This window comes from Arthrobacter sp. Soil762 (genome assembly GCF_001428335.1).
Classification (GTDB): Bacteria; Actinomycetota; Actinomycetes; order Actinomycetales; family Micrococcaceae; genus Arthrobacter.
In genome coordinates this window covers 91,538-117,230 of the sequence record NZ_LMSG01000018.1, presented here as the reverse complement: position 1 = coordinate 117,230, position 25,693 = coordinate 91,538, and the positions used below count along the sequence as shown (strand labels likewise).

General features: G+C 64.6%; 23 protein-coding genes. 14 read left to right on the top strand and 9 right to left on the bottom strand.

Annotated features, from left to right (window positions below; translation table 11 throughout):
• The first annotated feature begins 71 nt into the window (after positions 1-71).
• Positions 72-302: a YegP family protein gene (locus tag ASG77_RS13185; protein WP_327019626.1), complete on the top strand. Its 231-nt coding sequence runs from the start codon at positions 72-74 to the stop codon at positions 300-302.
• Here the strand turns inward: ASG77_RS13185 and ASG77_RS13180 are convergent.
• Genes ASG77_RS13180 through ASG77_RS13170 form a run of 3 tightly spaced genes read right to left on the bottom strand, consistent with a single transcriptional unit; the run spans position 299 to position 3,074 of the window.
• A complete protein-coding gene (locus tag ASG77_RS13180) occupies positions 299-976 on the bottom strand; it encodes an NUDIX hydrolase (protein WP_056346197.1) in 678 nt (225 codons plus the stop codon). The genes ASG77_RS13185 and ASG77_RS13180 overlap by 4 nt on opposite strands.
• Positions 973-1,797, bottom strand: a complete 825-nt coding sequence (nth, locus tag ASG77_RS13175) for an endonuclease III (RefSeq protein WP_056346195.1) — start codon at positions 1,795-1,797, stop codon at positions 973-975. The genes ASG77_RS13180 and nth overlap by 4 nt, the downstream gene beginning before the upstream one ends.
• A gap of 8 nt (positions 1,798-1,805) precedes the next feature.
• Positions 1,806-3,074 carry an ABC transporter permease gene (locus ASG77_RS13170; RefSeq protein ID WP_056346193.1) on the bottom strand — a complete coding sequence of 423 codons (1,269 nt, stop codon included), beginning with the start codon at positions 3,072-3,074 and terminating at the stop codon, positions 1,806-1,808.
• 407 nt (positions 3,075-3,481) lie between these two features.
• Between ASG77_RS13170 and acs the strand changes: the two genes are divergently transcribed.
• The 5 genes from acs to ASG77_RS13145 all read left to right on the top strand — a co-directional run bounded on the left by acs (position 3,482) and on the right by ASG77_RS13145 (position 9,866).
• Positions 3,482-5,491, top strand: a complete 2,010-nt coding sequence (gene acs, locus ASG77_RS13165; protein ID WP_056346515.1) for an acetate--CoA ligase — start codon at positions 3,482-3,484, stop codon at positions 5,489-5,491.
• A gap of 208 nt (positions 5,492-5,699) precedes the next feature.
• A complete protein-coding gene (locus tag ASG77_RS13160) occupies positions 5,700-7,010 on the top strand; it encodes an ABC transporter substrate-binding protein (protein WP_056346191.1) in 1,311 nt (436 codons plus the stop codon).
• A gap of 130 nt (positions 7,011-7,140) precedes the next feature.
• Complete coding sequence (locus tag ASG77_RS13155; protein ID WP_056346189.1) at positions 7,141-8,112, top strand: carbohydrate ABC transporter permease; 972 nt, start codon at positions 7,141-7,143, stop codon at positions 8,110-8,112.
• Positions 8,109-9,023, top strand: coding sequence for a carbohydrate ABC transporter permease (locus ASG77_RS13150; protein ID WP_056346187.1), 915 nt, complete (start codon positions 8,109-8,111; stop codon positions 9,021-9,023). The genes ASG77_RS13155 and ASG77_RS13150 overlap by 4 nt, the downstream gene beginning before the upstream one ends.
• 54 nt (positions 9,024-9,077) lie before the next feature.
• Positions 9,078-9,866 (top strand): DeoR/GlpR family DNA-binding transcription regulator, encoded by a 789-nt coding sequence (locus tag ASG77_RS13145; protein WP_056346185.1) that lies wholly within the window; start codon positions 9,078-9,080, stop codon positions 9,864-9,866.
• Here the strand turns inward: ASG77_RS13145 and ASG77_RS13140 are convergent.
• Both ASG77_RS13140 and ASG77_RS13135 read right to left on the bottom strand, forming a co-directional pair.
• On the bottom strand, positions 9,863-10,882 hold the full coding sequence (locus ASG77_RS13140) for a LacI family DNA-binding transcriptional regulator (protein ID WP_056346513.1): 1,020 nt from the start codon (positions 10,880-10,882) through the stop codon (positions 9,863-9,865). The two genes, ASG77_RS13145 and ASG77_RS13140, sit on opposite strands and share 4 nt — an antisense overlap.
• Positions 10,883-10,899: 17 nt before the next feature.
• Positions 10,900-12,099: a Gfo/Idh/MocA family protein gene (locus ASG77_RS13135; RefSeq protein WP_056346183.1), complete on the bottom strand. Its 1,200-nt coding sequence runs from the start codon at positions 12,097-12,099 to the stop codon at positions 10,900-10,902.
• 213 nt (positions 12,100-12,312) lie between these two features.
• Between ASG77_RS13135 and ASG77_RS13130 the strand changes: the two genes are divergently transcribed.
• The 5 genes from ASG77_RS13130 (at position 12,313) to aroQ (ending at position 18,449) form a co-directional block, all read left to right on the top strand.
• Positions 12,313-13,254 (top strand): carbohydrate ABC transporter permease, encoded by a 942-nt coding sequence (locus ASG77_RS13130; protein WP_056346181.1) that lies wholly within the window; start codon positions 12,313-12,315, stop codon positions 13,252-13,254.
• Positions 13,255-13,263: 9 nt separating this feature from the next.
• Positions 13,264-14,190, top strand: a complete 927-nt coding sequence (locus ASG77_RS13125) for a carbohydrate ABC transporter permease (protein WP_056346179.1) — start codon at positions 13,264-13,266, stop codon at positions 14,188-14,190.
• A gap of 48 nt (positions 14,191-14,238) precedes the next feature.
• Positions 14,239-15,582: an ABC transporter substrate-binding protein gene (locus ASG77_RS13120; protein ID WP_056346178.1), complete on the top strand. Its 1,344-nt coding sequence runs from the start codon at positions 14,239-14,241 to the stop codon at positions 15,580-15,582.
• A 95-nt stretch (positions 15,583-15,677) separates the two neighbouring features.
• Positions 15,678-17,870, top strand: coding sequence for an alpha-galactosidase (locus ASG77_RS13115; RefSeq protein ID WP_056346176.1), 2,193 nt, complete (start codon positions 15,678-15,680; stop codon positions 17,868-17,870).
• A 120-nt stretch (positions 17,871-17,990) separates the two neighbouring features.
• Positions 17,991-18,449 carry a type II 3-dehydroquinate dehydratase gene (gene aroQ / locus ASG77_RS13110; RefSeq protein ID WP_056346174.1) on the top strand — a complete coding sequence of 153 codons (459 nt, stop codon included), beginning with the start codon at positions 17,991-17,993 and terminating at the stop codon, positions 18,447-18,449.
• 45 nt (positions 18,450-18,494) lie between these two features.
• On the opposite strand, the gene ASG77_RS13105 is transcribed toward aroQ, so the two are convergent.
• The gene (locus tag ASG77_RS13105; protein ID WP_056346172.1) at positions 18,495-19,679 is read right to left on the bottom strand and encodes a MarP family serine protease; all 1,185 of its coding nucleotides are present in this window, start codon (positions 19,677-19,679) and stop codon (positions 18,495-18,497) included.
• 264 nt (positions 19,680-19,943) lie between these two features.
• On the opposite strand from ASG77_RS13105, the gene ASG77_RS13100 reads away from it, so the two are divergent.
• Positions 19,944-20,621 (top strand): Crp/Fnr family transcriptional regulator, encoded by a 678-nt coding sequence (locus ASG77_RS13100; RefSeq protein WP_011693220.1) that lies wholly within the window; start codon positions 19,944-19,946, stop codon positions 20,619-20,621.
• 106 nt (positions 20,622-20,727) lie between these two features.
• Here ASG77_RS13100 and ASG77_RS13095 read toward each other — a convergent pair whose 3' ends face one another.
• The 3 genes from ASG77_RS13095 to ASG77_RS21950 are packed head-to-tail and all read right to left on the bottom strand — an operon-like array spanning position 20,728 to position 22,372.
• Positions 20,728-21,639: an NUDIX hydrolase gene (locus ASG77_RS13095; RefSeq protein WP_056346170.1), complete on the bottom strand. Its 912-nt coding sequence runs from the start codon at positions 21,637-21,639 to the stop codon at positions 20,728-20,730.
• Positions 21,640-21,656: 17 nt separating this feature from the next.
• Positions 21,657-22,214, bottom strand: a complete 558-nt coding sequence (locus tag ASG77_RS13090) for a RidA family protein (protein ID WP_056346169.1) — start codon at positions 22,212-22,214, stop codon at positions 21,657-21,659.
• A gap of 2 nt (positions 22,215-22,216) precedes the next feature.
• Complete coding sequence (locus tag ASG77_RS21950) at positions 22,217-22,372, bottom strand: DUF4177 domain-containing protein (protein ID WP_099093395.1); 156 nt, start codon at positions 22,370-22,372, stop codon at positions 22,217-22,219.
• Positions 22,373-22,409: 37 nt separating this feature from the next.
• Here ASG77_RS21950 and ASG77_RS13085 point away from each other — a divergent pair, with 37 nt between their 5' ends.
• Positions 22,410-24,677, top strand: coding sequence for a transglycosylase domain-containing protein (locus ASG77_RS13085; protein WP_056346511.1), 2,268 nt, complete (start codon positions 22,410-22,412; stop codon positions 24,675-24,677).
• Positions 24,678-24,684: 7 nt separating this feature from the next.
• Complete coding sequence (locus tag ASG77_RS13080) at positions 24,685-25,632, top strand: metallophosphoesterase (RefSeq protein WP_056346167.1); 948 nt, start codon at positions 24,685-24,687, stop codon at positions 25,630-25,632.
• Positions 25,633-25,693: the final 61 nt, after the last annotated feature.

The window sequence follows — 25,693 nt, the reverse complement described above, 5'->3', positions numbered from 1 at the left end:
TGAGTAGATGGTCGAACCGCTGTGACCATGGTTACATCAGTGCAGGACTGAAGCAGACGGTCCAGCTATTCATGCAAAGACGCATATCAGGGGAGGTCCGGCCTATGGCGGGCAGGTTTGAAATACATCGGGTAAGTGACGGGTGCTATCGGCTCAGGCTTACCGACTCAAACGGAAACACCGTGGCGGTTTCGCCCGACTTCAAGCATCTCGGTGCCTTGAAGGACGGCATCATTGCCCTGCGTGAAAACGCAGCCACCGGCATTGTTGTTGACCTTCGGCATATGCCACAGCCGAGCTAGAAGACCACCTCGTGGAGCCGGGTCCGGTCCCACGGCACGGCCCAGCCCAACTGGTCAAAGAGGCCATCCAGAATGATCCCGGTGAAGCCCCAGACCAGCACGCCACTGACGGCGAAAGCAGGGCTGCTGAAGGTCCTGCCATCGCGGCTGACCGTGGCGGTCACCCGGTTGGCCGGGTCCAGCAGGTCCCGTACGGGGATCCGGAAAACCTGGGCAGATTCGGCGTAGTCCACCACGTGCACCGGCGACGGCGACGCCCACCATCCGAGCACCGGCGTCACCAGGAAGTTGCTGCGGGCCAGCCCAAGCTCCTGCAGCACGCCCAGGACCTCCACACCGGCGGAGTCCAGTCCGGTCTCCTCCTCGGCTTCCCGCAGGGCTGCGGCAACCGGGGTTTCGTCCCCGTCGATGGAACCGCCGGGAAAGGCGACCTGGCCGGGGTGGGAATCCAGGGTGTGCGCGCGTTCCAGCAGCAGGACATCAAGATCTGCCGCGGCCAGGGGTTTGCCGGAGGCCGCGGGAACGTCGTCCAGCACACCGAAAAGCATCAGGACTGCCGCCTTGCGGGCTATGGTTTCATCCACGGTCAGTGCCGCCCAGGCAGTGTTCGGCGCGGTGACGTCGCCGCTGTCCGATCTGCGCACCAGGTCGATCAGGTCCTGGCGCGCGCTCACGGGACCCGCCTCTGCGATTCCATCCGGATTTCAGCGGCGCGGTGCGTCTCGGCCAGCAACCGTTCCAGGAGGCTCTCGCTCCCGGGCGCCAACTCGTATTTAAGCAGTTTGGCAGCTTTGACGGGGTCAGTCTCGCCCAACCCATAGCTGGGGCACCAGTCCGCTACCGGACACGCGCCGCAGGCTGGCTTCCGTGAGTGGCACACCCGCCGCCCGTGGAACACCACACGGTGCGAGAGCATGGTCCAGTCCTTGGGCTCAAACAGCTCAGCGACGTCGAATTCGACTTGCACCGGGTCCTCGGACGTGGTCCAGCCGAAGCGCCGTGCGAGCCGGCCGAAGTGGGTATCCACAGTGATCCCCGGGACGCCGAAGGCATTGCCGAGCACCACGTTGGCAGTCTTACGCCCCACTCCCGGCAGCGTCACCAGGTCTTCCAGACGGCCGGGGACCACGCCGTCGTACTCGTCCACCAGGCGGGTGCTCAGGGCCAGCACGCTCTTCGTTTTGGCCCGGAAAAAGCCGGTGGGCTGCAGGATCGCTTCCAGCTCGGCGGGATCGGCCTCTGACATGGCCCGGGCGTCCGGGTACCGCGCGAACAGGATCTTGGTGACCTGGTTGACCAGCACATCGGTGGTCTGGGCCGACAGGACGGTGGCCACGACCAGTTCAAACGGGTTCCGGAAATCCAGCTCCGCGTGGGCATAGGGATACTTCTCCGCCAGGGCCTTGTTGATCCGCCGCGCCCGGCGCTTCAACGCCAGCAAAGACTCCGGGGCTGTTGTGGCCGGGCCGGATCCGGGTCTACGGGACGTGGCCACGGGGCCGGCTAGCCGCGCTCGATGTTGCTGAGGTCGCGCAGCACGCCCACTCGTCCGTCGGTGTGCTGGACCAGGAATTCGTGGCCCCGGTCTTCCAGTGCGAGCACCCAGCCGCCCGGTTCAATCACAAAGGCGGGAGCTCCGGTCTGGGGGTCCACCGCGGTCCGGTGCTGTGCCACGGCAAACCAGAACGCCTCATGCGCCGGCTCTTCGTACGATTCTTCCGGCCTGGATGCCGGATCCACGGTGGCGCCGATGGGCTCCACGCGGCGCACCTGCTGATGCACGGCCGTCGCTGCAGGTTCCGCGGCAGACTGGCGAGCCGGGGCAGCGACGCCTGTGCCGGCGTCGTGGGTTGCCGCTTCAGGGGCAGCGGCGGCGGACGCCGTAGCGGCCGGCGCAGGGGCAGCAGCAGCCGCCGTCGGGATGTCACCCGCAGAAGTCTCCGCAACGGCGGGCGCCGCAGAGGTGCCCACCGCTGACGGGGAAGGCACGACGTCGGCCGCCTGGGTTGCGGGGCTCGGGTCGCCGCCAGCGGTCCACTCGTTGACCTCCGGGGCGGATGAGACGGCCGCTGACGCAGCCGAAGCGGCGGGGGCGGCAGCATGCGCAGAAGTGGCTGCAGGTGTGGCGGTAGGCGCGGAAGCTTCCGGAACGGGCGCGGCCGCAGGCTTGGGTTCCTTGGGCGTGTGCGGCTTGGGCAGCGGGACAGCCGAGTCGCGCGCCATCACGTGGGCCGGGGTTTCGTCGCGCCCCAGGAAGTCGCCGGCGAAGTACGGGATGAAGCGGCTCAGCACGGTGCCCGCGAACAACACGACGGAACCCACCAGGCCCACCAACAGGCTGGGCACAAAAGCCGCGGCCGTGGAAACGAAGAAGAACGCCAGTGCAAAGGAAGCCACCACAGACCCGAACTGGTCAACGGACAGCGACCCGATGCGGACCTTCGTGGCGGGAGCGAGCCGGCGGGCAACAAAGAGTGCCGTGACAATCAGCGGCAGCACAATGCCGAGGCCCAGGAAGAACAGGCTGCCTGCATTCCAGAGATTAAACCGGCCGAAGAAGATGGGCAGCAGCGAGGCGACCAGAAGAATGAGGGTGGCGGCGAATACCGTCAGGTCCCGCAGTGTGAACGGACCCAGCACGGCCTGGTTGGTGGTTCCCGGCTTGGCGCCGGCCGGCTTCTGCACGCCCTTTGCTGAGCCGCCCCCCGGTGTGGTGCCAGGCCCTGCCTCGGTTGCGCGGCCAAATTTCTGGCCGAAGCTTTGCTGGTTCATTCTGTACTCCTTAGCGTGGCGGCACCGGGACGGTTCCGTCCCAAAACTGTGCCGTCCGAAACGGCGGCAACGGCCAGGTCCGGCAGTGATACACCGGATCCGACAGCTCCGTAGAAAGTCACAATTCAATCTCAGCCTAGTCAACCGCATGGCCGATCACTAGCTGATCCGCAGCGGCGGGACGCCGGTTCGCAGGGTCCATAAACCGCTCACCGCTAAATAAATGCCGTTCGCGGGCGCCTTTGTGACAGCGAACACATCGCAGCCCCGGCGCGTATTAGGCTTGATTCCGGAACAGCTCTTTGCGGAATGTCCGTGATCGGCCGCTGCCCGATGCCGCGCAAAGCGGCGGAGCACGGCCGGGCGACGGCAGCCGCTGAAAAGACCGATGAATGATGAGGTTCACCATGTCTCAGGACACTCCCGGCTCCACGGCCACCGCCCCCGCAGCGTCCGTGCAGACCGACCAGCAGGGCGACGCCTTTGAAAACCTGCTGCACGAAAACCGCACTTTCGCCCCCAGCCCCGAATTCGCTGCCGACGCCGTTGTCACCGCCGCTGATTACGCAGAGGCCGACGCCGGCCGCCCGGCTTTCTGGGCGAAGCAGGCCCGCGAGCTGCTCACCTGGAGCAAAGACTTCGACCAGGCATTGGACTGGTCCAACCCGCCGTTCGCCAAGTGGTTCGTGGGCGGCGAAGTCAATGCCGCGTACAACGCGCTGGACCGCCACGTTGAGAACGGACTCGGGGACCGGGTGGCCATCTACTTCGAGGGTGAACCCGGCGACACCCGCACCTACACGTACGCCCAGCTCACCGAAGAGGTCAAGAAGGCCGCGAACGCCTTCGAGTCCCTCGGGGTTGGCAAGGGTGACCGGGTGGCCGTCTACCTGCCCATGATCCCGGAGGCCGTCATCACGCTGCTGGCCTGCGCCCGCATCGGCGCGGTGCACTCCGTGGTGTTCGGCGGGTTCTCAGCCGACGCCCTGCGCTCCCGGATCGAGGACGCCGAAGCCAAGCTCGTTGTCACCGCGGACGGCACCTACCGCCGCGGGAAGCCCAGTCCGCTCAAGACCGCCGTGGACGACGCCCTCTCCGTCGCCGGTCACACGGTCCAGAACGTTGTGGTGGTCAAGCGCAACGGCCAGAACGTGGACTGGCACGAAGGCCGGGACCACTGGTGGGCGGACACCGTGGAGCTGGCCTCCGCCGAGCACAAGGCGGTAGGACACGACTCCGAGCACCCGCTGTTCATCCTGTACACGTCCGGCACCACGGGCAAGCCCAAGGGCATCCTGCATACCACGGGCGGCTACCTCACCCAGGGCGCCTACACTCACAAGGCGGTGTTCGACCTCCACCCCGAAACAGATGTCTTCTGGTGCACGGCCGACGTCGGCTGGGTCACCGGCCACTCCTACGTCGCCTATGCGCCGCTCATCAACGGCGCCACCCAGGTCATGTACGAGGGCACCCCGGATTCCCCTCACCAGGGCCGCTGGTGGGAGATCGTCGAGAAGTACAAGGTCTCCATCCTGTACACCGCACCCACGGCCATCCGTACGTTCATGAAGTGGGGCCGGGAGATCCCGGACAAGTACGACCTGTCCTCCCTCCGGGTCCTTGGTTCCGTGGGCGAATCCATCAACCCGGAAGCCTGGATGTGGTACCGGGACGTGATCGGCGGCAACAAAGCACCCATCGTTGACACGTGGTGGCAGACCGAAACCGGCGCCCAGATGATCGCCCCGCTGCCCGGCGTCACCGCCACGAAGCCCGGCTCAGCCCAGACCCCGCTCCCCGGCATCGCGGTGGACGTCGTCGATGAGCAGGGCGAATCCGTGCCGGACGGCCACGGCGGCTTCCTGGTGATCCGCGAGCCCTGGCCTGCCATGCTCCGCGGCATCTGGGGCGACCCCGAGCGTTTCAAGGAGACCTACTGGTCCCGTTTCGAAGGCATGTACTTCGCCGGCGACGGCGCCAAGAAGGACGAGGACGGCGACATCTGGCTCCTGGGCCGCGTGGATGACGTTATGAACATCTCCGGGCACCGGCTCTCCACCACCGAGATCGAATCCGCCCTGGTCAGCCACCCCTCCGTGGCCGAAGCCGCCGTTGTGGGCGCCGCGGACGAGACCACGGGCCAGGCCGTCGTCGCGTTCGTGATCCTCCGCGGCGACGCCGTGGACTCCGGCGAGGCCACGATCCTGGAACTCCGCAACCACGTGGGCAAGGAAATCGGGCCCATCGCCAAGCCCAAAATCATCCTCGTGGTCCCGGAACTGCCCAAAACCCGCTCCGGCAAGATCGTCCGCCGCCTGCTCAAGGACATCGCCGAAGGCCGCGAATCCGGCGACGCCACTACCCTGGCCGACACCACAGTGATGCAGCAGATCGCGCAGTCGCTCAGAAAGTAACAGCTGCCTCACAACCCGGCCCGGCGCCATCGAGTGGCCCCGATTCTCCCGTCCCCACGGGAGAATCGGGGCCGCTCGCTGTTTGGGACGATTCAAAAAATCAACACCAAGAATGTTATTTGCCGTTCTTCCATGTTCTGTTTTGAACGTTTATAGTCAGATGCAATGTGAGGTGTCTCACATGCGGCTATTTTTCAAGGGAGAGAACATGGCTTCACAGTTTGATGCGTCTGCAACTGCTTTTCCCAGCAGGCGAAGCATCCTCAAGACCGTTGGCATAGGCGCAGCAGGCCTGGCCGGCATTCCCCTGCTCGCAGCCTGCACGGGCGGAAGTACGCCATCCGCCACGGGTTCCGACTCCTCCGGCCTTACCTTCGGTTCCGGGTCCTCCGATGACGTCCCCAAGCGGGCGTACCAGGCTGTCACCGACGCCTTCACGGCCAAGACCGGCAAGAAGGTCACCACGAACGTGGTGCCCCACAATGATTTCCAGAACAAGATCAACTCCTACCTGCAGGGCTCCCCGGACGATACGTTCACCTGGTTCGCCGGATACCGCATGCAGTACTACGCAGGCAAAGGGCTCCTTGCGCCCATCGATGACGTCTGGGAAACCATCGGCGGCAACTACTCCGATGCGCTGAAGAAAGCCTCCACCGGACCGGACGGCAAGATGTACTTCGTACCCAACTACAACTACCCGTGGGGGTTCTTCTACCGGAAGAGCCTCTGGGCCGAAAAGGGGTACCAGGTGCCGGAGACCTTTGACGCCCTCAAAGCCCTCGCCACGAAGATGAAGGCAGATGGCATCATTCCCATCGGCTTCGCCGACAAGGACGGCTGGCCGGCCATGGGCACGTTCGACTACATGAACATGCGGCTCAACGGCTATCAGTTCCATGTGGACCTGTGCGCGCACAAGGAATCCTGGGACCAGCAAAAGGTCAGCGCGGTCTTCGACACCTGGGCGGCGCTCCTTCCCTTCCAGGATCCGGCAGCCCTCGGCCAGACCTGGCAGGACGCCGCCAAGGCGCTGGAAGCCAAGAAGACCGGCATGTACCTGCTGGGTTCCTTCGTCACCCAGCAATTCACCGACCCGGCGGTGCTGGCGGACATCGATTTCTTCGCCTTTCCGGAAATCGCCATGGAAGGCCGCGACGCCGTCGAAGCCCCCATTGACGGCCTCCTGCTGTCCAAAAAGGGCGGGGACAACAAGGCGGCACGCGACTTCATGGCGTTCCTCGGCACCGCCGATGCCCAGGACGCCTACGCCGCCGTGGATGCGTCCAACATCGCCACCGCCAAGGGCACGGACACGTCCAAGTTCAGCCCGCTCAACAAGAAATGTGCGGACACCATCGCGGACGCGAAGTACATCAGCCAGTTCTTCGACCGGGACGCCCTGCCCGCCATGGCCAATAACGTGATGATCCCGGCCCTGCAGAGCTTCATCAAGGACGGCAAAATAGACGTCAAAAACCTCGAGGCCCAGGCCAAAACGCTCTACGCCGCGCAGTAAATCCAGGGCCGCACTTCCAGCCCTGTCAGCGCCGTTTCCAAGGCGACCAGCCATGGAGGGAACGACGACGGCGGCGCAGGCTCCCGCCGTCGTTCCCTTCCTGCGTCCCCACCCAAAGAGGAAGACTTCCATGAGCAGCACTGCACAAGAACTGATACCGCCGGAGGCGCGGGAACCCGGCAACGGCCGTATCCGCCGGGCAAAAGGGGGGCGGGTCCGCCGCCTGTCCGGACGGGACAAGCTCGTCCTGTCGCTGATGGTGGGCATCCCCACCCTGATCGAACTGACCCTCGTGTGGCTGCCGACGCTGATGTCCGTGGGGCTCAGCTTCACGCGGTGGAACGGCCTGGACCTGGGCAACATCCGCCCGGCGGGTACGGACAACTACCAGTTCATCTCCCAGGACTACCCGCCGTTCTGGCCAGCAGTGCAGCACAACATGCTGTGGCTCCTGTTCCTGGCACTGATTGCCACGCCGCTGGGGCTGTTGCTTGCCGTACTTCTGGACCAGAACATCCGCGGCAGCAGGATTTACCAGAGCATTTTCTTCGCACCCGTGATGCTGTCGCTCGCCCTGATCGGCATCATCTGGCAGCTGTTTTACCAGCGTGACAACGGCCTCCTGAACTTCCTCCTGGGCACAGCGGGGACACCGCAGGCCGTTGACTGGTTCGGGGACTCCTCCGTGAACATCTGGGCCGCCCTGGTTGCAGCGACCTGGCGGCATGCCGGCTACGTGATGCTCCTATACCTGGCCGGGCTGAAGGGCGTGGACCCGACCCTGAAGGAAGCCGCCGCCATCGACGGAGCCAACGCCGTGCAGACCTTCTTCCGCGTGGTGTTCCCGGCCATGCGCCCCATCAACATCGTCATCGTGGTGATCACCATCATCGAATCGCTGCGCGCCTTTGACGTGGTTTACGTCATCAACCGCGGAACCAACGGCCTGGAAATGCTCAGCGCCCTGGTGATCCAGAACCTCGTGGGCGAAGGTCAGGTGATCGGCGTCGGCTCGGCGCTGGCAGTGGTGCTGCTGGTCATCTCCCTTGTTCCCATCGTCTTCTACCTCAGCCGCACCTTCGGCAAGGAGAACAAAGCATGAGCACCACCACAGCCCGCACCGGCCGCACTCCCGCCGCAGCGGCGCCCCGCTCCGGCAGCAGGCCGAAGCGCCACTACGGGACCCACATCTTCCTGGCCGTTATGGCGGTGATGTGGCTGATCCCGCTGGGTTGGTCTCTTTTCACCGCACTCCGTCCGGTGGACTCGACAAACCAGTACGGCTATTTCAGCTTCGCCGGCGACTTCAACTTCGACAACTTCGCCCAGGCCTGGACCCAGGGAGGGTTTTCCACGTACTTCTGGAACTCGGTCATCATCACCGTCCCGGCCGTGCTGCTGACCCTGTTCCTTGCCTCCCTCATGGCCTTCGCCGTCAGCCGGGTGAACTGGAAGTTCAACATCACGCTGCTCATCATGTTCACCGCCGGCAACCTGCTTCCCCCGCAGGTCCTCGCCGCTCCGCTCTTCGAGATGGCAAAGCACTTCGAAGTGCCGTACTCATTCAGCGATTCCGGAAACATGCTGAACACCTACATCATTGTGATCGCGGTCAATACCGCCTTCCAGATGGGTTTCTGCACCTTTGTGCTGTCCAACTACATGAAGGCGCTCTCCGCGGACCTGACCGAGGCTGCCCTGGTGGACGGGGCCGGCATCTGGCGGCAGTACCGGGAGATCATCATGCCGCTCTGCCGGCCGGCGTTCGCCGCCCTCGGCACGCTCCAGGTCATCTTCATCTACAACGACTACTTCTGGCCCCTCATCTTCATCCAGAGCGGCAACCGGCTTCCGATCACCACAGCCATCAACAACCTGCAGGGCGAATTCCTGAGCAACTACAACCTCCTGGCCGCCGGCGCAGTCATCACTGTCATTCCCACGCTGGTGATCTATGTGCTCCTGCAGCGGCAGTTTGTTGCGGGGCTGACTCTTGGTTCAAGCAAGGGGTAGACCATCATGGAACGTGACGGGGATTTCACACCCGCCTCAGCCCGAAAGGAATACATGCTCCCCGCAGCACGCCACCAGGCAATCGTGGACGCCGTCCAGCGCGAACGGGTTGTCCGCGTCTCGGACCTCGCCCAGCAACTGGGTGTTTCGCTGATGACGGTCCGCCGGGACATCGAGCTGCTGGAGGAGGGCGGCAAACTGGAGCGTATCCACGGCGGCGCCAAGCTCCCCGGCGATGCCAGCACCCACGAGCCAGGCTTCGAACTTAAGTCCACGCAGCTGACAGCGGAGAAGCGTGCCATTGCAATTGAAGCGGCCGCACTGGTCCAGGAAGGGATGGCGGTGGGGCTGAGCGCCGGGACCACAACGTGGGCGCTCGCCAAGGAACTGGTCAATGGCCCGCAGATCACGGTGGTCACCAACTCGGTGCGCATCGCTGACCTGTTCCACCATGCTGCGGCAACGGGCCCGGCCCGCTACAGCTCCACGGTGATCCTGATCGGCGGCCAGCGCACGCCGTCGGACGCCCTGGTTGGCCCCATCGCCACCGCAGCGCTCAAACAGCTGCACCTGGACGTGCTGTTCCTGGGCGTTCACGGCATGGACGCCGACGCCGGCTTCACCACACCCAACCTCCTGGAGGCCGAGACGGACCGGGCGTTCGTCGCAGCCGCCCGGAAAACCGTGGTCCTTGCCGATCACACCAAGTGGGGGCTGCTGGGCATCAGTTCCATTGCGTCACTGGACGAAGTGGACGAGGTAATCAGTGATTTCGGGCTGGGTCCTGAGGCGCAACGTGTCCTGAAGGAGAAAGTTGGCAGGCTTCGGCTCGCTGCAGCCTAGGGGCAGCCGCAGGACTGCCGGATCTGCAACTCGGCAGGAAAGATGAGATGTTCCGATTCGTGGCCGCGATGGGCGCCGATGAGGGCGCTGACAGCGGCGTCCGCCATCGCCTTTGCCGGCTGTTTCACTGTTGTAAGGGGAGGCCAGCTGTACTCCGCTTCAGCTGAGCCGTCGAACGAGGCCAGCGCAATGTCTCCGGGCACGGAGACACCCGCCTCATGGAGTGCCCGGAGGATACCGACCGCCTGCAGGTCAGAGGTGGCAAAAATGGCCGTCGGGCGGTTTGCGGAAGCCAGGAGGCGTTTTCCTGCGGCGTAGCCGCCTTCCCGGGTGAAGGCGGTACGGACAATGGGGCCTTCAGGCAGGCCTGCCCCGGCCAGAGCCTGCAGCCAGCCCTCTTCACGGCCGTCATAATAGTTGCCGGTGTTTGTACCCATTGCGAGGGCGATACTGGTGTGTCCGTGGCCGATCAAGTGTTCAACGGCCGATTTTGCGCCCGCCACCAGATCCACGCCCACGCTGTTGAATCCGGGCGCATCGGCACTGTGGTTCAGGAGAACAACAGGTATCTCCGCCGATTCGAGGTCCGTCAGGCCCGGTTCCATCAAAACACTGGAAAGTATGACGCCGTCAACCTGGCGTGCCGCAAGGTTGCGCACGTTCCGGAGTTCCTTCGCGAGGTTTCCATCCGAGTTGGTAAGCAGCAGGGCGTAGCCCAGTTCGGCGGCAGCATCTTCGACAGCGTGTGCCAGGAGCGAGAAGAAAGGGTTGCTGTTGTCCGGGATGACCAGCCCTATGGTTTCGCTCGACCCGAGTTTCAGGGCCCGCGCGGCAGCGTTCGGACGGTACCCCAGCCGTCGGATGGCGTCCTGGACTTTCGCTTCCGTGGCCGGAGCCACTTTCTTGGGCCCGCCGTTAACTACATAGCTGACGACGGCGGTGCTGACGCCCGCGTACCGGGCAACGTCCTTGCGGGTCACCGGGCCGCGCGGGGCCTGCACTACGGGAGTCGTCATGGTGTACATGCTAGCTATCAGATCCCCGGAGCGTCGCCGAAGTCACGGATGGGCAACCGCTCGCCGCCGCGGAGGGCGGACTGGTGCGCCACGATACCGGGCAGCGTGAACCGGGAGGCAACCCAGGCGTTGACCGGCGGCAGGGTGCCGGTGTTGACCGCTGTCACGAAGTCATCCACCAGGAAGTGGTGGCTTCCCTCGTGGCCGTTCGGTGCGCCGCGGAACTCCTCCGGAAGCCGATCTGCGTCATGGACCCGCGAGAGTCCAGAGACGAAGGCGTCCCTCAGTTCGGGCGCAACGTTGGCCAGTGACGGATCATCCAGGGACATAGTGGGCCGTGATTCCAGCTGCTCGGAAATGTCATGGACGTCTTCCTTGTCCTGCCAGACCGAGACGTTTGCGAGCTGTTCAAAACTGGCCTCCGTCCCGAAAAACCGGAACCGGGACTCCCTGATGTGTGAGGGGTAGCCCACGCGGCGCATCTCGTTGGTGCGCATGACGCCACCGTCGTTGAGTTCAAAAAGGGCGGTGGCGTTGGAGAAGTCGTTGCCGAACATACTGACCTCCTTGTCGAAGACGCCGTCATTGCGGTCATCCTTGACTCCGACGCAGCTGACGCTGACGGCATGGGCCGGGACGGCACCGAGGACTCCGCCCACCGCGTGGGTCGGGTACAGCATCGGCGGGTAGCTGGCGGTTTCCTTCCAGCGGTCACCGCCGCTGTACTGGTAGGCATCGTAGAAGCCCAGGTCCATGTCGTGGACGTAGTCCCCTTCGCTGTAGAAGATCCGCCCGAAGCTGCCGGCCGCATGCTGCTTGCGTGCATAGACGGTGGCCGGGTTGTAGTAGCTGGTCTCCCCCATCATGTAGACAAGGCCGGTTTCGCGGACAGCGCCGATGATCCGGTCGATTTCCTCCTCGGAAATGGCCATGGGGACGGCTGAGTAGACGTGCTTGCCGGCGCGAAGCGCCTGCTCCACCAGCGGACCGTGTGTCCAACGTTGGGTGAAGATGGCCACGGCGTCGACGTCGGAGGCAAGGAGGTCTTCGAAGCTCGCCTTCGACCCCGCCAGGTGGTAGCGGTCCACGGCCTCGGCCGCCCGTTCCGGAAGCTCATCCACTGCGTAGACGGCGCTGACGCCGGGGTGGAGATTGAAGAGGTGCGCGAACTGGCCGCCGAACTGGCCAACTCCTACTACGCCGATTGAAAACGTCATTGTCTACCTTCCGTGGGTGCTGTGAAGGAGCGCCAGGCAAGCGCTGTCCATCAGAATTCCCAGTGTTTCACTTGAATCTACTCGAGTCAATGCCCCAGTCACTGGATAAATTCCTTTGAATGCAGCTCGAAAATTAGCACTTGCCACCCCTGATCTACTCGTGTAGATTTCTCAGCAGTTGTTATCCACATCACAGTCAGGAAAGGGTCGACGATGACCACCCTTGCCAAAAACGCGAGATCCGCCCCGCCCCAGACCGGAGCACCCAAGCCGCGCGGCGGTTACCGCCGGCTCGGCGACCTCAAGATCGCCCTGTTCTTCATCGCCCCGGCAATGATCGGGTTCATCTTCTTCTACGTTGTCCCAACCATCCGCGGCGTGTACTTGAGCTTCACGGAGTACAACATCCTCGGAGACCCAACATGGGTGGGGATGGACAACTACACGGCGATCGCCAAGGACCCGCTGTTCTGGAATTCCCTGGCCGTCACAGGCCAGTACGTCTTCCTCAACATCGTCCTCCAGACCGCCCTGGCCCTGGGCCTGGCCCTCCTGATGAACAAGGTCGCTAAGTCCACCCTGATCCGCGGCGCGCTGCTCCTGCCCTGGATGATGTCAAACATCATCGCGGCACTGCTCTGGTTCTGGATGCTCGACTATCAGATCGGCGTCGTCAACCAGTTCATCGAATGGGCCGGCCTCCCCCGCGTCGCATTCTTTGGAAGCGAGGAGTGGGCCATCCCCACCCAGGCCGTAATCAACACCTGGCGCCACATGGGGTACACCGCCCTGCTCATCTTCGCCGGCATGCAGGCCATCCCGGGCCATGTCTACGAGGTAGCCAAACTCGACGGCGCCTCACCGTTCCAGACCTTCCGCAAGATCACCCTTCCGCTGCTGCGGCCCGTCCTGGTCATGGTCCTGGTTGTCACCGTGATCGGTTCCTTCCAGGTCTTCGACACCGTTTCCGTCACCACTGGAGGCGGGCCGGTCAACGCCACCCGGGTCATCCAGTACTACATCTACCAACGCGCCTTTACCGAGTCGGACTTCGGCTACGGATCCGCGATCGCCGTCATTCTCTTCCTCATCCTCGCCCTGGTGGCCTTCATCCAGATGAAGTTCCTCAAGGGCAACGAGTCGGACCTGGACTAGGAGCCCCGCATGACCACCACCACAAGCCGCGCACCGCAGCAGGCCCCGGCCCGCCGCCGTCGTCCGTTCAATCCCCGCACCGCCGGCGCTTGGACCCTCCTTGTCCTCGCCATTGCGGTCTCCGTCGTCCCGTTCCTCTGGGTGCTCCGCACGGCGCTGTCCACCAACTCGGCTCTGGCTTCCAACTCGGCCAGCCTGCTTCCCGCGGAATTCACCTTTGGCGCCTTTATGCGGGTGTTCGGGCTGCAGAGCCCGGCCGACGCCGTCGCAGAAGGCGGTTCCGGTGCGGCCATCGATTTCTGGCTCTACCTCCGGAACTCCGTCATTTTCTCCTCCATCACCACTGCAGGGGCCGTGTTCTTCAGCGCCATGGCTGCCTACGCTTTTGCCCGGCTTCGCTGGAAGGGCCGGAACCTCGTGTTCAGCCTGTTCCTGGGCACCATGCTGGTCCCGCCGATCTTCACGGCCCTGCCGAACTTCCTGCTGATCAAGAACCTGGACCTGCTCAACACGATGCTCGGCATGGTCCTGCCGTACCTCTTCATGACGCCGTTCGCCATCTTCTTCCTGCGCCAGTTCTTCCTGAACATGTCCCGCGAAGTGGAAGAGGCGGCCATGCTCGACGGCGCCAAGCACCTGCGCATCTTCTTCCAGATCGTCCTCCCCAATGCCGCGGCACCCCTCGCCACGCTGGCCCTGCTCACCTTCATCGGCCAGTGGAACGAATACTTCTGGCCGCTGCTGGTCGGTTCCCAGGATGACGTACGCGTCCTGCAGGTGGGCCTGGGCGTCTTCAAGTCCCAGTCCCCGCAGGGCGCGCCGGACTGGTCTGGCCTGATGGCCGCGGTCTTGGTTTCGGCCCTTCCCGTCCTGGTCCTTTTCGCCGCCTTCGGCAAGAAGATCGTCAACTCCATCGGCTTCTCCGGCATCAAGTAACCACCCCCAAAAACCCCACTCCCCAACTCCCAAACGGAAAGTAGAACCATGAAGAAATCCCTCGGCGCCGTCGCCGTCGCCGCAGTTATGGCACTGTCCCTGTCCGCCTGTGGCGGAGGCTCATCCTCCTCGGCAGAGTCAGCCAAGGGCGAGATCAACTACTGGCTGTGGGACGCCAACCAGTTGCCCGCCTACCAGCAGTGTGCCGACGACTTCGCGAAGGCCAACCCGGACATCTCGGTCAAGATCACTCAGCGCGGGTGGGACGACTACTGGAGCACGCTGACCAACGGCTTTGTCGGCGGCACTGCCCCGGACGTTTTCACCAACCACCTCGGACGCTACGGCGAGCTCGCAGAGAACAAGCAGTTGCTGGCCATCGACGACGCCGTCAAGAAGGACAACATTGACCTGACCCAGTACAACGAGGGCCTCGCGGACCTCTGGGTTGGCCAGGACGGCAAGCGCTATGGCCTGCCAAAGGACTGGGACACGATTGGCCTGTTCTACAACAAGGCGATGCTCGCCAGCGCCGGCGTCACCGAGGATCAGATGAAGGACCTCACCTGGAACCCCGAAGATGGCGGATCCTACGAAAAGGTCATCGCCCACCTGACCGTTGACAAGAACGGCAAGCGCGGCGACGAGGCCGGCTTCGACAAGAACAACGTCGCCGTCTACGGCCTCGGACTTAATGGCGGAGGTGACTCCTCCGGCCAGACGGAGTGGAGCTACCTCACCAACACCACCGGCTGGTCCCACACGGACAAGAACCCGTGGGGCACCCACTACAACTACGACGATCCCAAGTTCCAGGAAAGCATGGAGTGGTTCGCCGGACTGGCCCAGAAGGGCTTCATGCCCAAGCTGGAGACCACCGTCGGCGCTGCGATGGCCGACACCTTCGCAGCGGGTAAGTCCGCCATCAACGCCCACGGTTCATGGATGACCGGCCAGTACACCGGCTACAAGGGCATCGAGGTGGGCATCGCCCCCACCCCGGTAGGCCCCGAAGGCAAGCGTGCCTCCATGTTCAACGGCCTGGCCGACTCGATCTGGGCCGGAACCAAGAAGAAGGACGCCTCGATCAAGTGGGTTGAGTACCTCGCCTCCGCTGACTGCCAGGACGTCGTAGCGTCCAAGGCCGTCGTCTTCCCCGCGCTCAAGGCTTCCTCCGACAAGGCTGCCGCTGCCTTCGCCGCCAAGAACGTGGACGTCTCCGCGTTCACCGAGCACGTCAGGAACAAGAGCACGTTCCTGTACCCGATCACGGACAACACCGCCAAGGTCAAGGGCATCATGGAGCCCGCCATGGACGCCGTAGTGTCCGGCAAGGCCCCGGCCAGCTCCCTGACCCAGGCCAACGAACAGGTCAACGCCCTCTTCAAGTAGGCCACCAGCTTGACCGGCTGTGCGCCGCGGGCGTTGTGTTCCCGCGGCGCACAGCCTTATTCTCTTACTCCCACACCCCGCAAAGGACAACATCAATGGATCCCCTCCACCTCCGTTCCGCCGGCACCAGCCTGGTGGTCAGTTTCGACAGCGGGGAGGCCGAGGTCATCCACTGGGGCGCGGATCTTGGCAGCACCCTGCCGGACCTCGCCATTCTGGGCGAACCCATCCCGCACTCCGCCATCGACGCCAACGTGCCCGCCGGCCTCCTGCCGCAGGCATCCTCCAGCTGGCGCGGCCGTCCCGCCCTCCGCGGCCACCGCACCGCCGACGGCGTCTCCGGCTTTGACTTCTCGGCCCGCCTCCGCCTCGTGACAGCGCGCACCGAGGGCAACTCCGCCGTCATCGTCCAGGCCGATTCCGACGCCGGCCTCACCGTCTCCTCCGCACTGACACTGCACGACGGCGGCCTGCTGGAGCTGCGCCACACCCTCACCAACGACGGCGCCACGCCCTACCAGCTCGACGAACTGGCCACCGTCCTCCCGGTGGCGCCGGACGCTGTCGAACTCCTTGACCTGACCGGGCGCTGGTGCCGGGAACGCCACCCGCAGCGCCGCCCCATCCAGCAGGGCACCTGGGTCCGCACCGGCCGGCACGGCCGCACCGGACACGATTCCTCGCTGCTGTTCGCCGCAGGCACCCCCGGCTTCGGCAACCGACACGGAAAGGTCTGGGCCACGCACCTGGCCTGGAGCGGCAACCACGAACAGTTCGCCGACAGCATCGGCGACGGACGCACCATGATCGGCGGCTCCGAGCTCCTGGGCCCGGCCGAGGTCGTCCTTGCACCCGGCGCCAGCTACACCACGCCTGCACTGTTCGCCGCGTACTCGGACCGCGGCCTGGACGGCATCAGCGAGGCGTTCTACAGCTGGTTCCGGTCCCGCCCGCACCACGTTCTCCCCTCATCTGGCGGCGGCAAACCCCGTCCCGTGGTGCTCAACACCTGGGAAGCGGTCTACTTCGACCACAACCTCTCAACGCTGATCGAGCTGGCTGACTCCGCCGCCGAACTGGGCGTAGAGCGTTTTGTGCTCGACGACGGCTGGTTCCGCGGCCGCCGCGACGACCACGCCGGCCTGGGCGACTGGTACGTCGACGAATCACTCTGGCCCGATGGCCTCACGCCCCTGATTGATGCCGTGACCTCGCGCGGGATGGAATTCGGGCTCTGGGTGGAACCCGAAATGGTCAACCTGGACTCCGATATTGTCCGCGCACACCCCGAATGGATTGTTGGTCCTTCCGTCCAGAGCTACAAGGACGGCGGCCGCCTGCCGATTGAATGGCGGAACCAGCATGTGATTGACCTCGTGAACCCTGACGCGTGGCGGTACATTTTTGACCGCGTCGACGCCCTGTTGCGCGAGAACAACATCAGCTACCTGAAGTGGGACCAGAACCGGGACCAGCTGGAGCACGGCCATGCCGGCCGCTCCTCGGTCCACGAACAGACCCTGGCCGCGTACCGGCTCTTTGACGAACTCAAGAAGTCCCACCCCGGCGTCGAGATTGAGAGCTGCTCCTCCGGCGGCGCCCGGGTGGATCTGGGCATCCTGGAACGCACCGACCGGATCTGGGCCTCGGACTGCAACGACGCCCTGGAACGGCAGACCATCCAGCGCTGGACCGGGCTGGTGGTCCCGCCGGAGCTCGTGGGCGGTCACGTCGGCCCCACCACCTCGCACACCACGGCCCGCACGCACGATCTGTCGTTCCGTGCCATCACGGCATTGTTCGGCCACTTCGGCATGGAATGGGATGTCCGCGGGGTCCAGGGCGCCGAGCGCGAGGAACTCAAACGCTTCATCGCCCTCTACAAGGAACACCGCGGCCTGATCCACGCCGGACGCATGGTCCGCGCGGACGTGCCCGGCGATTCCCTGATGCTGCACGGCGTGGTGGCCTCCGTGGCTGGCTCGGCCGGACCTGCACAGGGCACGACGGCGGCGCTGTTCGCCCTGGTCAGCACGGGCACCGCGTTCGCGGAACAGACCGGACGGATCACCATCCCCGGCCTGGAACCGGAGCGGGACTACCGGGTGGAGGCCATCTTCCCGGCGCCCGGCGACGCCGACTACGCCCACACGTTCACCCAGGTCAAGCCCCCAGCTTGGATAGCGGACGGGGCGGTTGCAGGTGGCCGTTTCCTGGCCGAAGTGGGCCTGCCGATGCCCATCCTCAACCCGGAACACGCCCTGGTCCTGCGGTTCACGGCCCTCTGACATCGATTGCTCCAAAGGTGCCCTTTTCCCGGCCGAAAAGGGCACCTACGGAGCAGTCGATGGCGTCCGCTGCTCGTAAGAAATGCGCGGCAGGCCGCCCCAGGCGCTAGATTTGCATCCATGACTGAAGCCACCACTGCTGCCGGGCGCGGCACCATCCTCGTGATCAACGGCCCCAACCTGAACCTCCTCGGTACCAGGGAGCCGGAGAAGTACGGCACCTCCACCCTCGCGGACGTGGAGCAGCTGGCCGCCACCACGGCGCAGGCCCACGGCTTCACGGTGGAATGCGTCCAGTCCAACCATGAGGGTGTGCTCCTGGACGTCATCCACGCAGCCCGCGGCACCGCCGTCGGGATTGTGCTGAACGCCGGCGCCTTCACCCACACCTCCGTGGCCCTGCGTGACGCTCTGGCAGCGGTGCAGCTTCCCGCCGTCGAGGTCCACATCACCAACGTGCACCAGCGCGAGGAATTCCGGCACCATTCCTTCCTGTCACCTGTCTGCGCCGCGGTGATCGTGGGAGCTGGCGTGTTCGGATACAAGCTGGCCATCGATTACCTGGCCGAAGCGCTGTAGCCCGGCGCTGTGTGGCGCAGGCTCGTGTGGCTCAGGCCGCCCGGGCTACTTCTGGATGCACTGCCCGGAGGAGACTGGAGCGCTGAGGCTTGCCGCCTGGGATGCGACCGGGAACAGGTCATTCATGGTGATCGCGAAACCCATTTCGGTGTCCGAGGTTGCCTTGGCGAAAATGACGCCGGCCACCAGGCCCTCCATGGTCAGCAGCGGGCCGCCCGAGTTCCCGGGCTGGACGTTGCCGGCCAGGCGGTAGATCTCTTCCGGGGCCGGGTTTTCGCCGTAGATGTCGGGCACCAGAACCGAGGTGATGTCCTGGACCGTGGCGGGGTTGGACTGGAACGGACCGCCGTGAGGGTACCCCGCGAAAGCTGCCGGGCTGCCGTTCGGAAGGTCGGACGTCAGCGTGAGTGGTTCGGAAGGCAACCCGTCAACGGCCAAAACAGCGAGGTCGTGCCTGGTGTCGAAGTACACAACCCGCCCGGGCATCGCGCCGCCGTCGGGAATTTCAACCACCGGCTGCGACACGCCCGCCACAACATGGGCATTGGTCACAACCCGGCCGGGGGAAACCACAAAGCCGGTACCGGTCTGGTTCTGCCCGCATTGGTAGGCGGTTCCCGCTATTTTCAGGACTGACTGTGCGGCCCGGTTCAGCGCCGGAGTATCGGTGCTGGCATTGGGCACCGCCACTGGCTGCCCCTGGTCCAGACCTTCCAGCAGCGTGGGGATTCCGTTGCCGATCACCGTTGACCGCAGCTGCGCCATGGTGGTCTTCAACGGGACAGGGGTCAGCCCGTCGATGTACCGGATGACTTTGGACTCGGCCAGTTGCTGGGACACAAACGGAACGCCCAGGGCGCTGACGCTGAAGGCAAGCATGGACATGACCAACGCCGAGACCACCACGTTGACGGCCCCACCCACCAGTCGGTCCACAGCACGCAGCGGCTTGATCCGCACGGCGCCGCGGATTTTGCGCCCGATCATGGTCCCGAGGCCATGGCCCAGAGCCATCAGAACGACGGCGGCGGCCACGATGGCGGTCAGCCTCCAGCCGGAGTCTTCCACGAAGTTGCTGACCAGTGGAACGGCAAAGAAGGCAGCTACGGCGCCCGCGGCAAAGCCGGCGATACCCCCGAGGGTTACCAGGAAGCCGTTGCGCAGGCCATAGATCAGGTAAGACAGCAGGGCCAGGATCAGCGCCAGGTCCAGAACAGTCAAGCCAAACACTGAGCGCTCCTCTAGTACGATTGAATCCCAATTCTAGTGGCGCGGCCTGACATTGTTCTGTGCGCGCCGGTCCCCTGCCGTTCGGGCCAGGTCCGCCTCACGTTCGGTTGCGAAAATCACACCCCGGGCGCGGCCGTGCGACGGATCGTGCCCGCATTACACACTGTCAGCGGCGTTTCCGCTGCCAAGTACGTCACAGAACCTTGAAAATTCTGAAACAATGGCAAAAGCGCCACAGCCGACAATTTTTATTCAGGAGATTTCATGGACATCGAGGTACTGCGCCGAGCACCCCTATTTGCCACGCTCGACGACGAAGCATTCCGCCTGCTGACGGACGAGCTGACCGAGGTGGACCTCTCCCGCGGTGCATCAGTATTCCGCGAGGGCGACCAGGGCGACCAGCTCTACTTCATCGTCTCCGGCAAGGTGAAACTGGGCCGCACGTCCCCCGATGGCAGAGAGTCCCTGCTCGCCATCCTGGGCCCGGGTGAACTGTTCGGCGAAATGGCACTCTTTGACCCCAGCCCCCGTACGGCCACGGCCACGGCTGTCTCCGAAACCCGCCTTGCTGGCCTGAAGAACGAAAGCCTCAACGCCCTGCTGCGGACACGCCCCGAGGTTTCGGCGCAGCTGCTGCAGGCCCTGGCCCGTCGCCTGCGCCGCACCAACGATTCGCTCTCGGACCTGGTGTTCTCCGACGTCCCCGGCCGCGTGGCCAAGGCTCTGCTGGACCTGGCCGACCGCTTCGGCCGCCCGGCAACAGACGGCGTCCTGGTAGCCCACGAGCTCACGCAGGAAGAGCTGGCCCAGCTGGTAGGCGCCTCCCGCGAGACGGTCAACAAGGCTCTGGCAGAGTTCGTCCAGCGCGGCTGGCTCCGCCTCGAAGCCCGTGCCGTAGTGATCCTCGACATGCAGCGCCTCCGCCAGCGCTCCCGCTAAGACGCGGATTAATTCCTGCGACACGGAAAAGGCCTGGCGACACCGGAATACGGGTGTCGCCAGGCCTTTTCCGTGTCGCTGGCAATTGAGCAGGGCGATCCGCGGACTAGCGTTCGCGCTGGGGGTCTCCGGCTACGGTTTTGGCGGCCTCGACTTCGAGCATAAGCGTGCCCTCTTCTTCGACCAGCCGTGCCTGGTACACGTGGGGTTTGCGCTTGTAGCTGAGGTAGGCGATGCAGCCGTTCGCTGCGGCCATCTTCTCCAGCATGATCTCCGACCCCGGCACCAGGAGCTGGCCGAGGGTAAGGCCAACGGTGTTCTCCTGGCCCACTTCATCGCCCAGGGCAGTGGTGCTGCGCGCAGCGATGGCCTTGGTGGCGCACACCCAGCGGCCCCAGACGCCCTTGCTCTCCAGCAGGCTCGGCTGCTGGTTCATGGGGACGGTGGCGGCGAAATAGCGGGTGTCGAAGCGGCGGTGCGCGAAGTCGGGGCTGCGCCAGTTGACGAGCGGCTTCAGCAGGTCGGTCCGCAGCGAGAGTCCCCGCTTGGCGAGCATGTCCGTGAAGGTCTTCTCCTGGTCGGCGACGGCCACGCGGGCACGCATCCAGTCCTGCGTCGACGTGGCTTCCACGGTGGTGGACATGTCCGGCCCGGCCAGGAGCACGCCGGTTTCCTCAAACAGTTCGCGGATGGCGCCCACCACATGGCGGCGCGCCAGCCCGACGTCGTCCGTCCCCATCTGCTCGGCCCAGTGCTGGGGTGAGGGGCCCAGCCAACCGACGGCATCGTCGTCGGACGCCTCCAGGGAACCTCCGGGGAACGCGAGGACGCCCAGCGGCGAGGAGCCGGGCCGGTACCCAAGCCACGTCTCCAGGCCGGTGGGCGAATCCCGCAGCAGCACCACGGACGATGCGTAGCGGGCGGCACGCGGGGTCCGCTCGCCGTGTTCGAGCCAGCTTTGGGCAGCCCCTTCAAGATCCGGAGGAAGGGCAAACAAGCGTCGGGCGAGCTGAGGCAATTGAGTGAACCGGGTCCTTAGCTGAATTCAGCGATCAGTTCGACCTCTACGGGAGAGTCGAGTGGAAGGACCGTCACGCCGACGGCGGAGCGGGCGTGCTTGCCTGCGTCACCAAAGACCTGGCCGAGGAGCTCGGACGCACCGTTGATGACGCCGGGCTGTCCGGTGAACGCCGGATCGGAGGACACGAACCCCACCACCTTGACGATGCGGGTGATACGGTCCAGATCGCCGATGACGCTCTTGATGGCCGCCAGCGCGTTGATGGCGCAGACAGCCGCGTAAGCCTTGGCGTCCTCCGGGGACACGGTGGGCTCATCGGAGGCGCCCTCTGTGCCGGTGGAGACCTTGCCGGTTGCTTCGAGTTTGCCGTTAATAAACGGCAGCTGGCCGGAGGTGTAAACATGGCTGCCGGTGATGACGGCCGGCACGTAGGCGGCGACCGGAGCAGCCACCTCGGGAAGGGTCAGTCCCAGCTCGGCGAGGCGCTGCTCGACGGCGGACACCGGCGCTGAATCAGACCCGTTTTCCGGCGTGGATACAGGGCCGGACGTGGTCTCTGCGGGTGTGCTCATTGCTACTGCTTCTCCCTCTTGAGGTAGGCAACCAGGCCATTGCCGTCCGGTCCGGTGATTACTTGGACGAGTTCCCAGCCGTCCTCTCCCCACTGATCCAGGATCTGCTTGGTGGCGTGAATAATGAGCGGAATCGTGGCGTACTCCCATTTGGTCATGAGAGAAAGACTAGTCGTTGCCGGTAAAGTGGAAAACATGGTGACTCGTAAGAACCCCATTTTCGACACGGCCACTACCCTCGGAAAGATATTTGGTTTCCTTGGTGTGAGCGCGATTTGTGGTGTCCTGGTGGCGGGCCTGCTGGTTCCGGCTGCGGCCGTTTCCGGCAGCGCAGCAAGCGGTTCTATCGAGTTCTTCGATACCCTCCCGGCAGAGCTGCAGGTGGACCCGCCCAGCCAGTCCACCCGGATCCTCGCCGCGGACGGCAGCCTGATCGCGAACCTTTACGAGGAAAACCGGACCAAGGTTGCACTCGACCAGATCTCGCCGTTCATGAAGGAAGCGATCATCGCTGTCGAGGACAGCCGGTTCTACGAGCATGGCGGTGTGGACACCACCGGCATCCTCCGCGCCATGGTCAGCACGGCCCGCGGCAACAAACAGGGTGCCTCCACCATCACCCAGCAGTACGTGAACAACGTACTCAACGCCAACCTCGCCGCCGAGGGAAACACTGACGACATCAAGCTCAACGGTGTTAACAAGGGCGTGGGTGACAAGCTTCGCGAAATGAAGCTCGCGATCGCCCTGGAGAAGAAATTCTCCAAGGAGCAGATCCTCGAGGGTTACCTCAACATCGTCTTCTTCAACCGCGACGCCTACGGCATCGAGGCCGCGTCCAAATTCTTCTTCAGCAGCACGGCCAAGGATCTGACCCTCCCGCAGGCAGCACTCATGGCTGGCCTGGTGAACAGCCCGGCGGCCTTTGACCCGATCACCAACCCGGACAACGCCAAGCAGCGCCGCGACCTGGTGCTGGGCCTCATGCTGGACCACGGAAAGATCACGCAGGCCGACCACGACGCCGCCGTGGCCACCCCGGTGGAGCCGAAGGTCACGCCGTCTCGCCAGGGGTGCGCCTACGCCAGCACGGCACCATACTTCTGCGACTATGTGTTGCACCTGCTTCTGAACAACCCGGCCTACGGCGCCACCCCCAAAGAGCGTGAGCAGATGGTGTTCCGCGGCGGTTTGACCATCACCACAACGCTGGACGTCAACGCCCAGAACGTGGCACAGGCCGAGTCGGATGCGGCCGCCGGCGTCAACCCTGACAACTGGGGTGCGTCCATCGTCTCCGTGCAGCCCAACACCGGCAAGATTCTGAACATGGCGCAGAACACGTCGTTCCTGCCCACCGAAGGCAAGTTCAACCAGACCCAGAACTTCAACGTGGACAAGCTGGACAAGGACGGCAACGACCTCAACGGCCTGGGCGGATTCCAGCCCGGTTCCACCATGAAGCCCTTCACATTCGCCCAGTGGGTGAACGAGGGCAAGTCGATGAACACCAACCTCAACGCCGCCACGCGCAAATACCCGCAGAACTTCCCATGGAAGAACACCTGTGCGGAACCCACTGTGGGCTGGTATGACGCCAGGATTCCCGGCAGCTTTGACCTGCAGAACTCCGACGACGGTTACTACCGGAACATGACCGTCCTGTACGGCCTGCAGAACTCGATCAATACGGCCACCTTCGCGTCGGCGGCGCAGGTTGACCTCTGCGGCATCCAGAAGATCGTGGACGCCGTCGGTATCCACGGTGGCCTGCCGGTGGGTGACGATCCCAACCCGCCGGTCAAGATGACCACTTTGGCCAACCTGATCGGCTCCACGCAGACCGCCCCGCTGACCATGGCATCCGCGTTTGCCACGTTCGCCAACGACGGCAAGTACTGCGAGCCCATCGCCATCACCTCTGTCACGGACCAGACCGGCGCACAGCTCCCGGCCCAGGCCACGAGCTGCCGTGATGCCGTCAAACCGGAGGTCGCCCGGGGCGTCGCGTATGCCCTGCAGAAGGTTCTGGATGAGGGGTCCGGATCCCTCATCAAGCCCCGGATCTCCACCAAAACCAACTTCCCGGTGGCTGCCAAGACCGGTACCAACGACACCAACGGCTCCACCTGGGTGGTCGGTTTCACCACCGGTGTGGCCACTGCAGCATGGTTCGGCGACCCGCTGGGTGACCAGCTCCGGCCCGGCCGGAACCTGACCATCAACGGGAAACGCTATGAAGCGATCGACGGTTACATGATCGCCGGTCCCATGTTCTCCAAGTACATGGCCCAGGTCGCTCCGGCGTATGGCACTAACCCGTTCACGGCACCGCCCACCAACATGGTGAGCGGAACGCCTGCCCGGACCACGCCGTCAACGCAGGCCACCGCGCCTGCGACGGCCCCGGCCACGGAGCCGTCCACCGCGCCGTCTGCCCCAGGCAACGGCGAGAAGAAGTAGCCCTCCCATGGCAGTCAGCCCTGCATTGGCCAGCCGCGTCCGGAACATTGGGCGCGGCTTTGCCGTCACCGCCGGCGCGGGCGCTGCGGCGGGGATCGCCGCCTTCGGATACGGGCTGTGGGAGAAGAACCAGTTTGTCCTGCGCGAGGAGACACTGCCCATCCTGCCGGCAGGCCACGCGCCCTTCCGCGTCCTGCACCTGAGCGACATCCACTTCGTCCCGGGCCAGGACACCAAGGCACGCTGGCTCGAGTCGCTGGCGTCGCTGGAGCCGGACCTGGTGGTCAACACCGGGGACAACCTCAGCCATGTCAAAGCGGTGGAACCCCTGCTCAAGGCACTGCGCCCGCTGCTGGAATTTCCCGGCGTTTTCGTCCCGGGATCCAACGACTACTTCGGCCCGAGCTTCAAAAACCCCGCGTCCTACCTGCTGGGGCCATCCAAGGCGAAGCCCGAAGCCACTGAGCTGGACTGGCCGCGGCTGCGATCGGGATTCGGCATGGGCGGCTGGGTGGACCTCACCAACCGGCACCAATCGGTGGTACTGAAGGGCATCCGTTTCGACTTCTCCGGCGTGGACGATCCGCACTTGGGCCGGGAGCGCTACGCGGGCTGGCCCCGCGGCACCCGTGACCAGGACCAGAACGCGCACCTCCGGGTTGCGGTCATCCATGCCCCGTACCAGCGGGTCCTGGACCACTTCACGCAGGACGGCGCGGACCTGCTGCTGGCGGGCCACACCCATGGCGGCCAGCTCTGCATCCCCGGCTACGGTGCCCTGGTGTCCAACTGCGACCTCCCCACGTGGCGGGCCAAGGGACTCAACAACTGGGAAAGCAACGGACGTACGACGCCGGTCAACGTCTCGGGCGGCATCGGCACCTCCCGGTTCGCTCCCATCCGCATCGCCTGCAAACCCGAGGCCGTCCTGCTGACGCTCACCTCCCCCGAATAACGAACGTGTGAACCTGCTCACGCCATGGCATAGGGTAGTTGCTAAGGGAAACTACATTCGA

Coding starts and splice junctions, on each gene's coding strand:
- ASG77_RS13185 (WP_327019626.1), top strand. CDS start 72: ATGCAAAGACGCATATCAGGGGAGGTCCGGCCTATGGCGGGCAGGTTT.
- ASG77_RS13170 (WP_056346193.1), bottom strand. CDS start 3,074: ATGAACCAGCAAAGCTTCGGCCAGAAATTTGGCCGCGCAACCGAGGCA.
- acs (WP_056346515.1), top strand. CDS start 3,482: ATGTCTCAGGACACTCCCGGCTCCACGGCCACCGCCCCCGCAGCGTCC.
- ASG77_RS13160 (WP_056346191.1), top strand. CDS start 5,700: ATGGCTTCACAGTTTGATGCGTCTGCAACTGCTTTTCCCAGCAGGCGA.
- ASG77_RS13155 (WP_056346189.1), top strand. CDS start 7,141: ATGAGCAGCACTGCACAAGAACTGATACCGCCGGAGGCGCGGGAACCC.
- ASG77_RS13150 (WP_056346187.1), top strand. CDS start 8,109: ATGAGCACCACCACAGCCCGCACCGGCCGCACTCCCGCCGCAGCGGCG.
- ASG77_RS13145 (WP_056346185.1), top strand. CDS start 9,078: ATGCTCCCCGCAGCACGCCACCAGGCAATCGTGGACGCCGTCCAGCGC.
- ASG77_RS13140 (WP_056346513.1), bottom strand. CDS start 10,882: ATGACGACTCCCGTAGTGCAGGCCCCGCGCGGCCCGGTGACCCGCAAG.
- ASG77_RS13135 (WP_056346183.1), bottom strand. CDS start 12,099: ATGACGTTTTCAATCGGCGTAGTAGGAGTTGGCCAGTTCGGCGGCCAG.
- ASG77_RS13130 (WP_056346181.1), top strand. CDS start 12,313: ATGACCACCCTTGCCAAAAACGCGAGATCCGCCCCGCCCCAGACCGGA.
- ASG77_RS13125 (WP_056346179.1), top strand. CDS start 13,264: ATGACCACCACCACAAGCCGCGCACCGCAGCAGGCCCCGGCCCGCCGC.
- ASG77_RS13120 (WP_056346178.1), top strand. CDS start 14,239: ATGAAGAAATCCCTCGGCGCCGTCGCCGTCGCCGCAGTTATGGCACTG.
- ASG77_RS13115 (WP_056346176.1), top strand. CDS start 15,678: ATGGATCCCCTCCACCTCCGTTCCGCCGGCACCAGCCTGGTGGTCAGT.
- aroQ (WP_056346174.1), top strand. CDS start 17,991: ATGACTGAAGCCACCACTGCTGCCGGGCGCGGCACCATCCTCGTGATC.
- ASG77_RS13100 (WP_011693220.1), top strand. CDS start 19,944: ATGGACATCGAGGTACTGCGCCGAGCACCCCTATTTGCCACGCTCGAC.
- ASG77_RS13090 (WP_056346169.1), bottom strand. CDS start 22,214: ATGAGCACACCCGCAGAGACCACGTCCGGCCCTGTATCCACGCCGGAA.
- ASG77_RS21950 (WP_099093395.1), bottom strand. CDS start 22,372: ATGACCAAATGGGAGTACGCCACGATTCCGCTCATTATTCACGCCACC.
- ASG77_RS13085 (WP_056346511.1), top strand. CDS start 22,410: ATGGTGACTCGTAAGAACCCCATTTTCGACACGGCCACTACCCTCGGA.
- ASG77_RS13080 (WP_056346167.1), top strand. CDS start 24,685: ATGGCAGTCAGCCCTGCATTGGCCAGCCGCGTCCGGAACATTGGGCGC.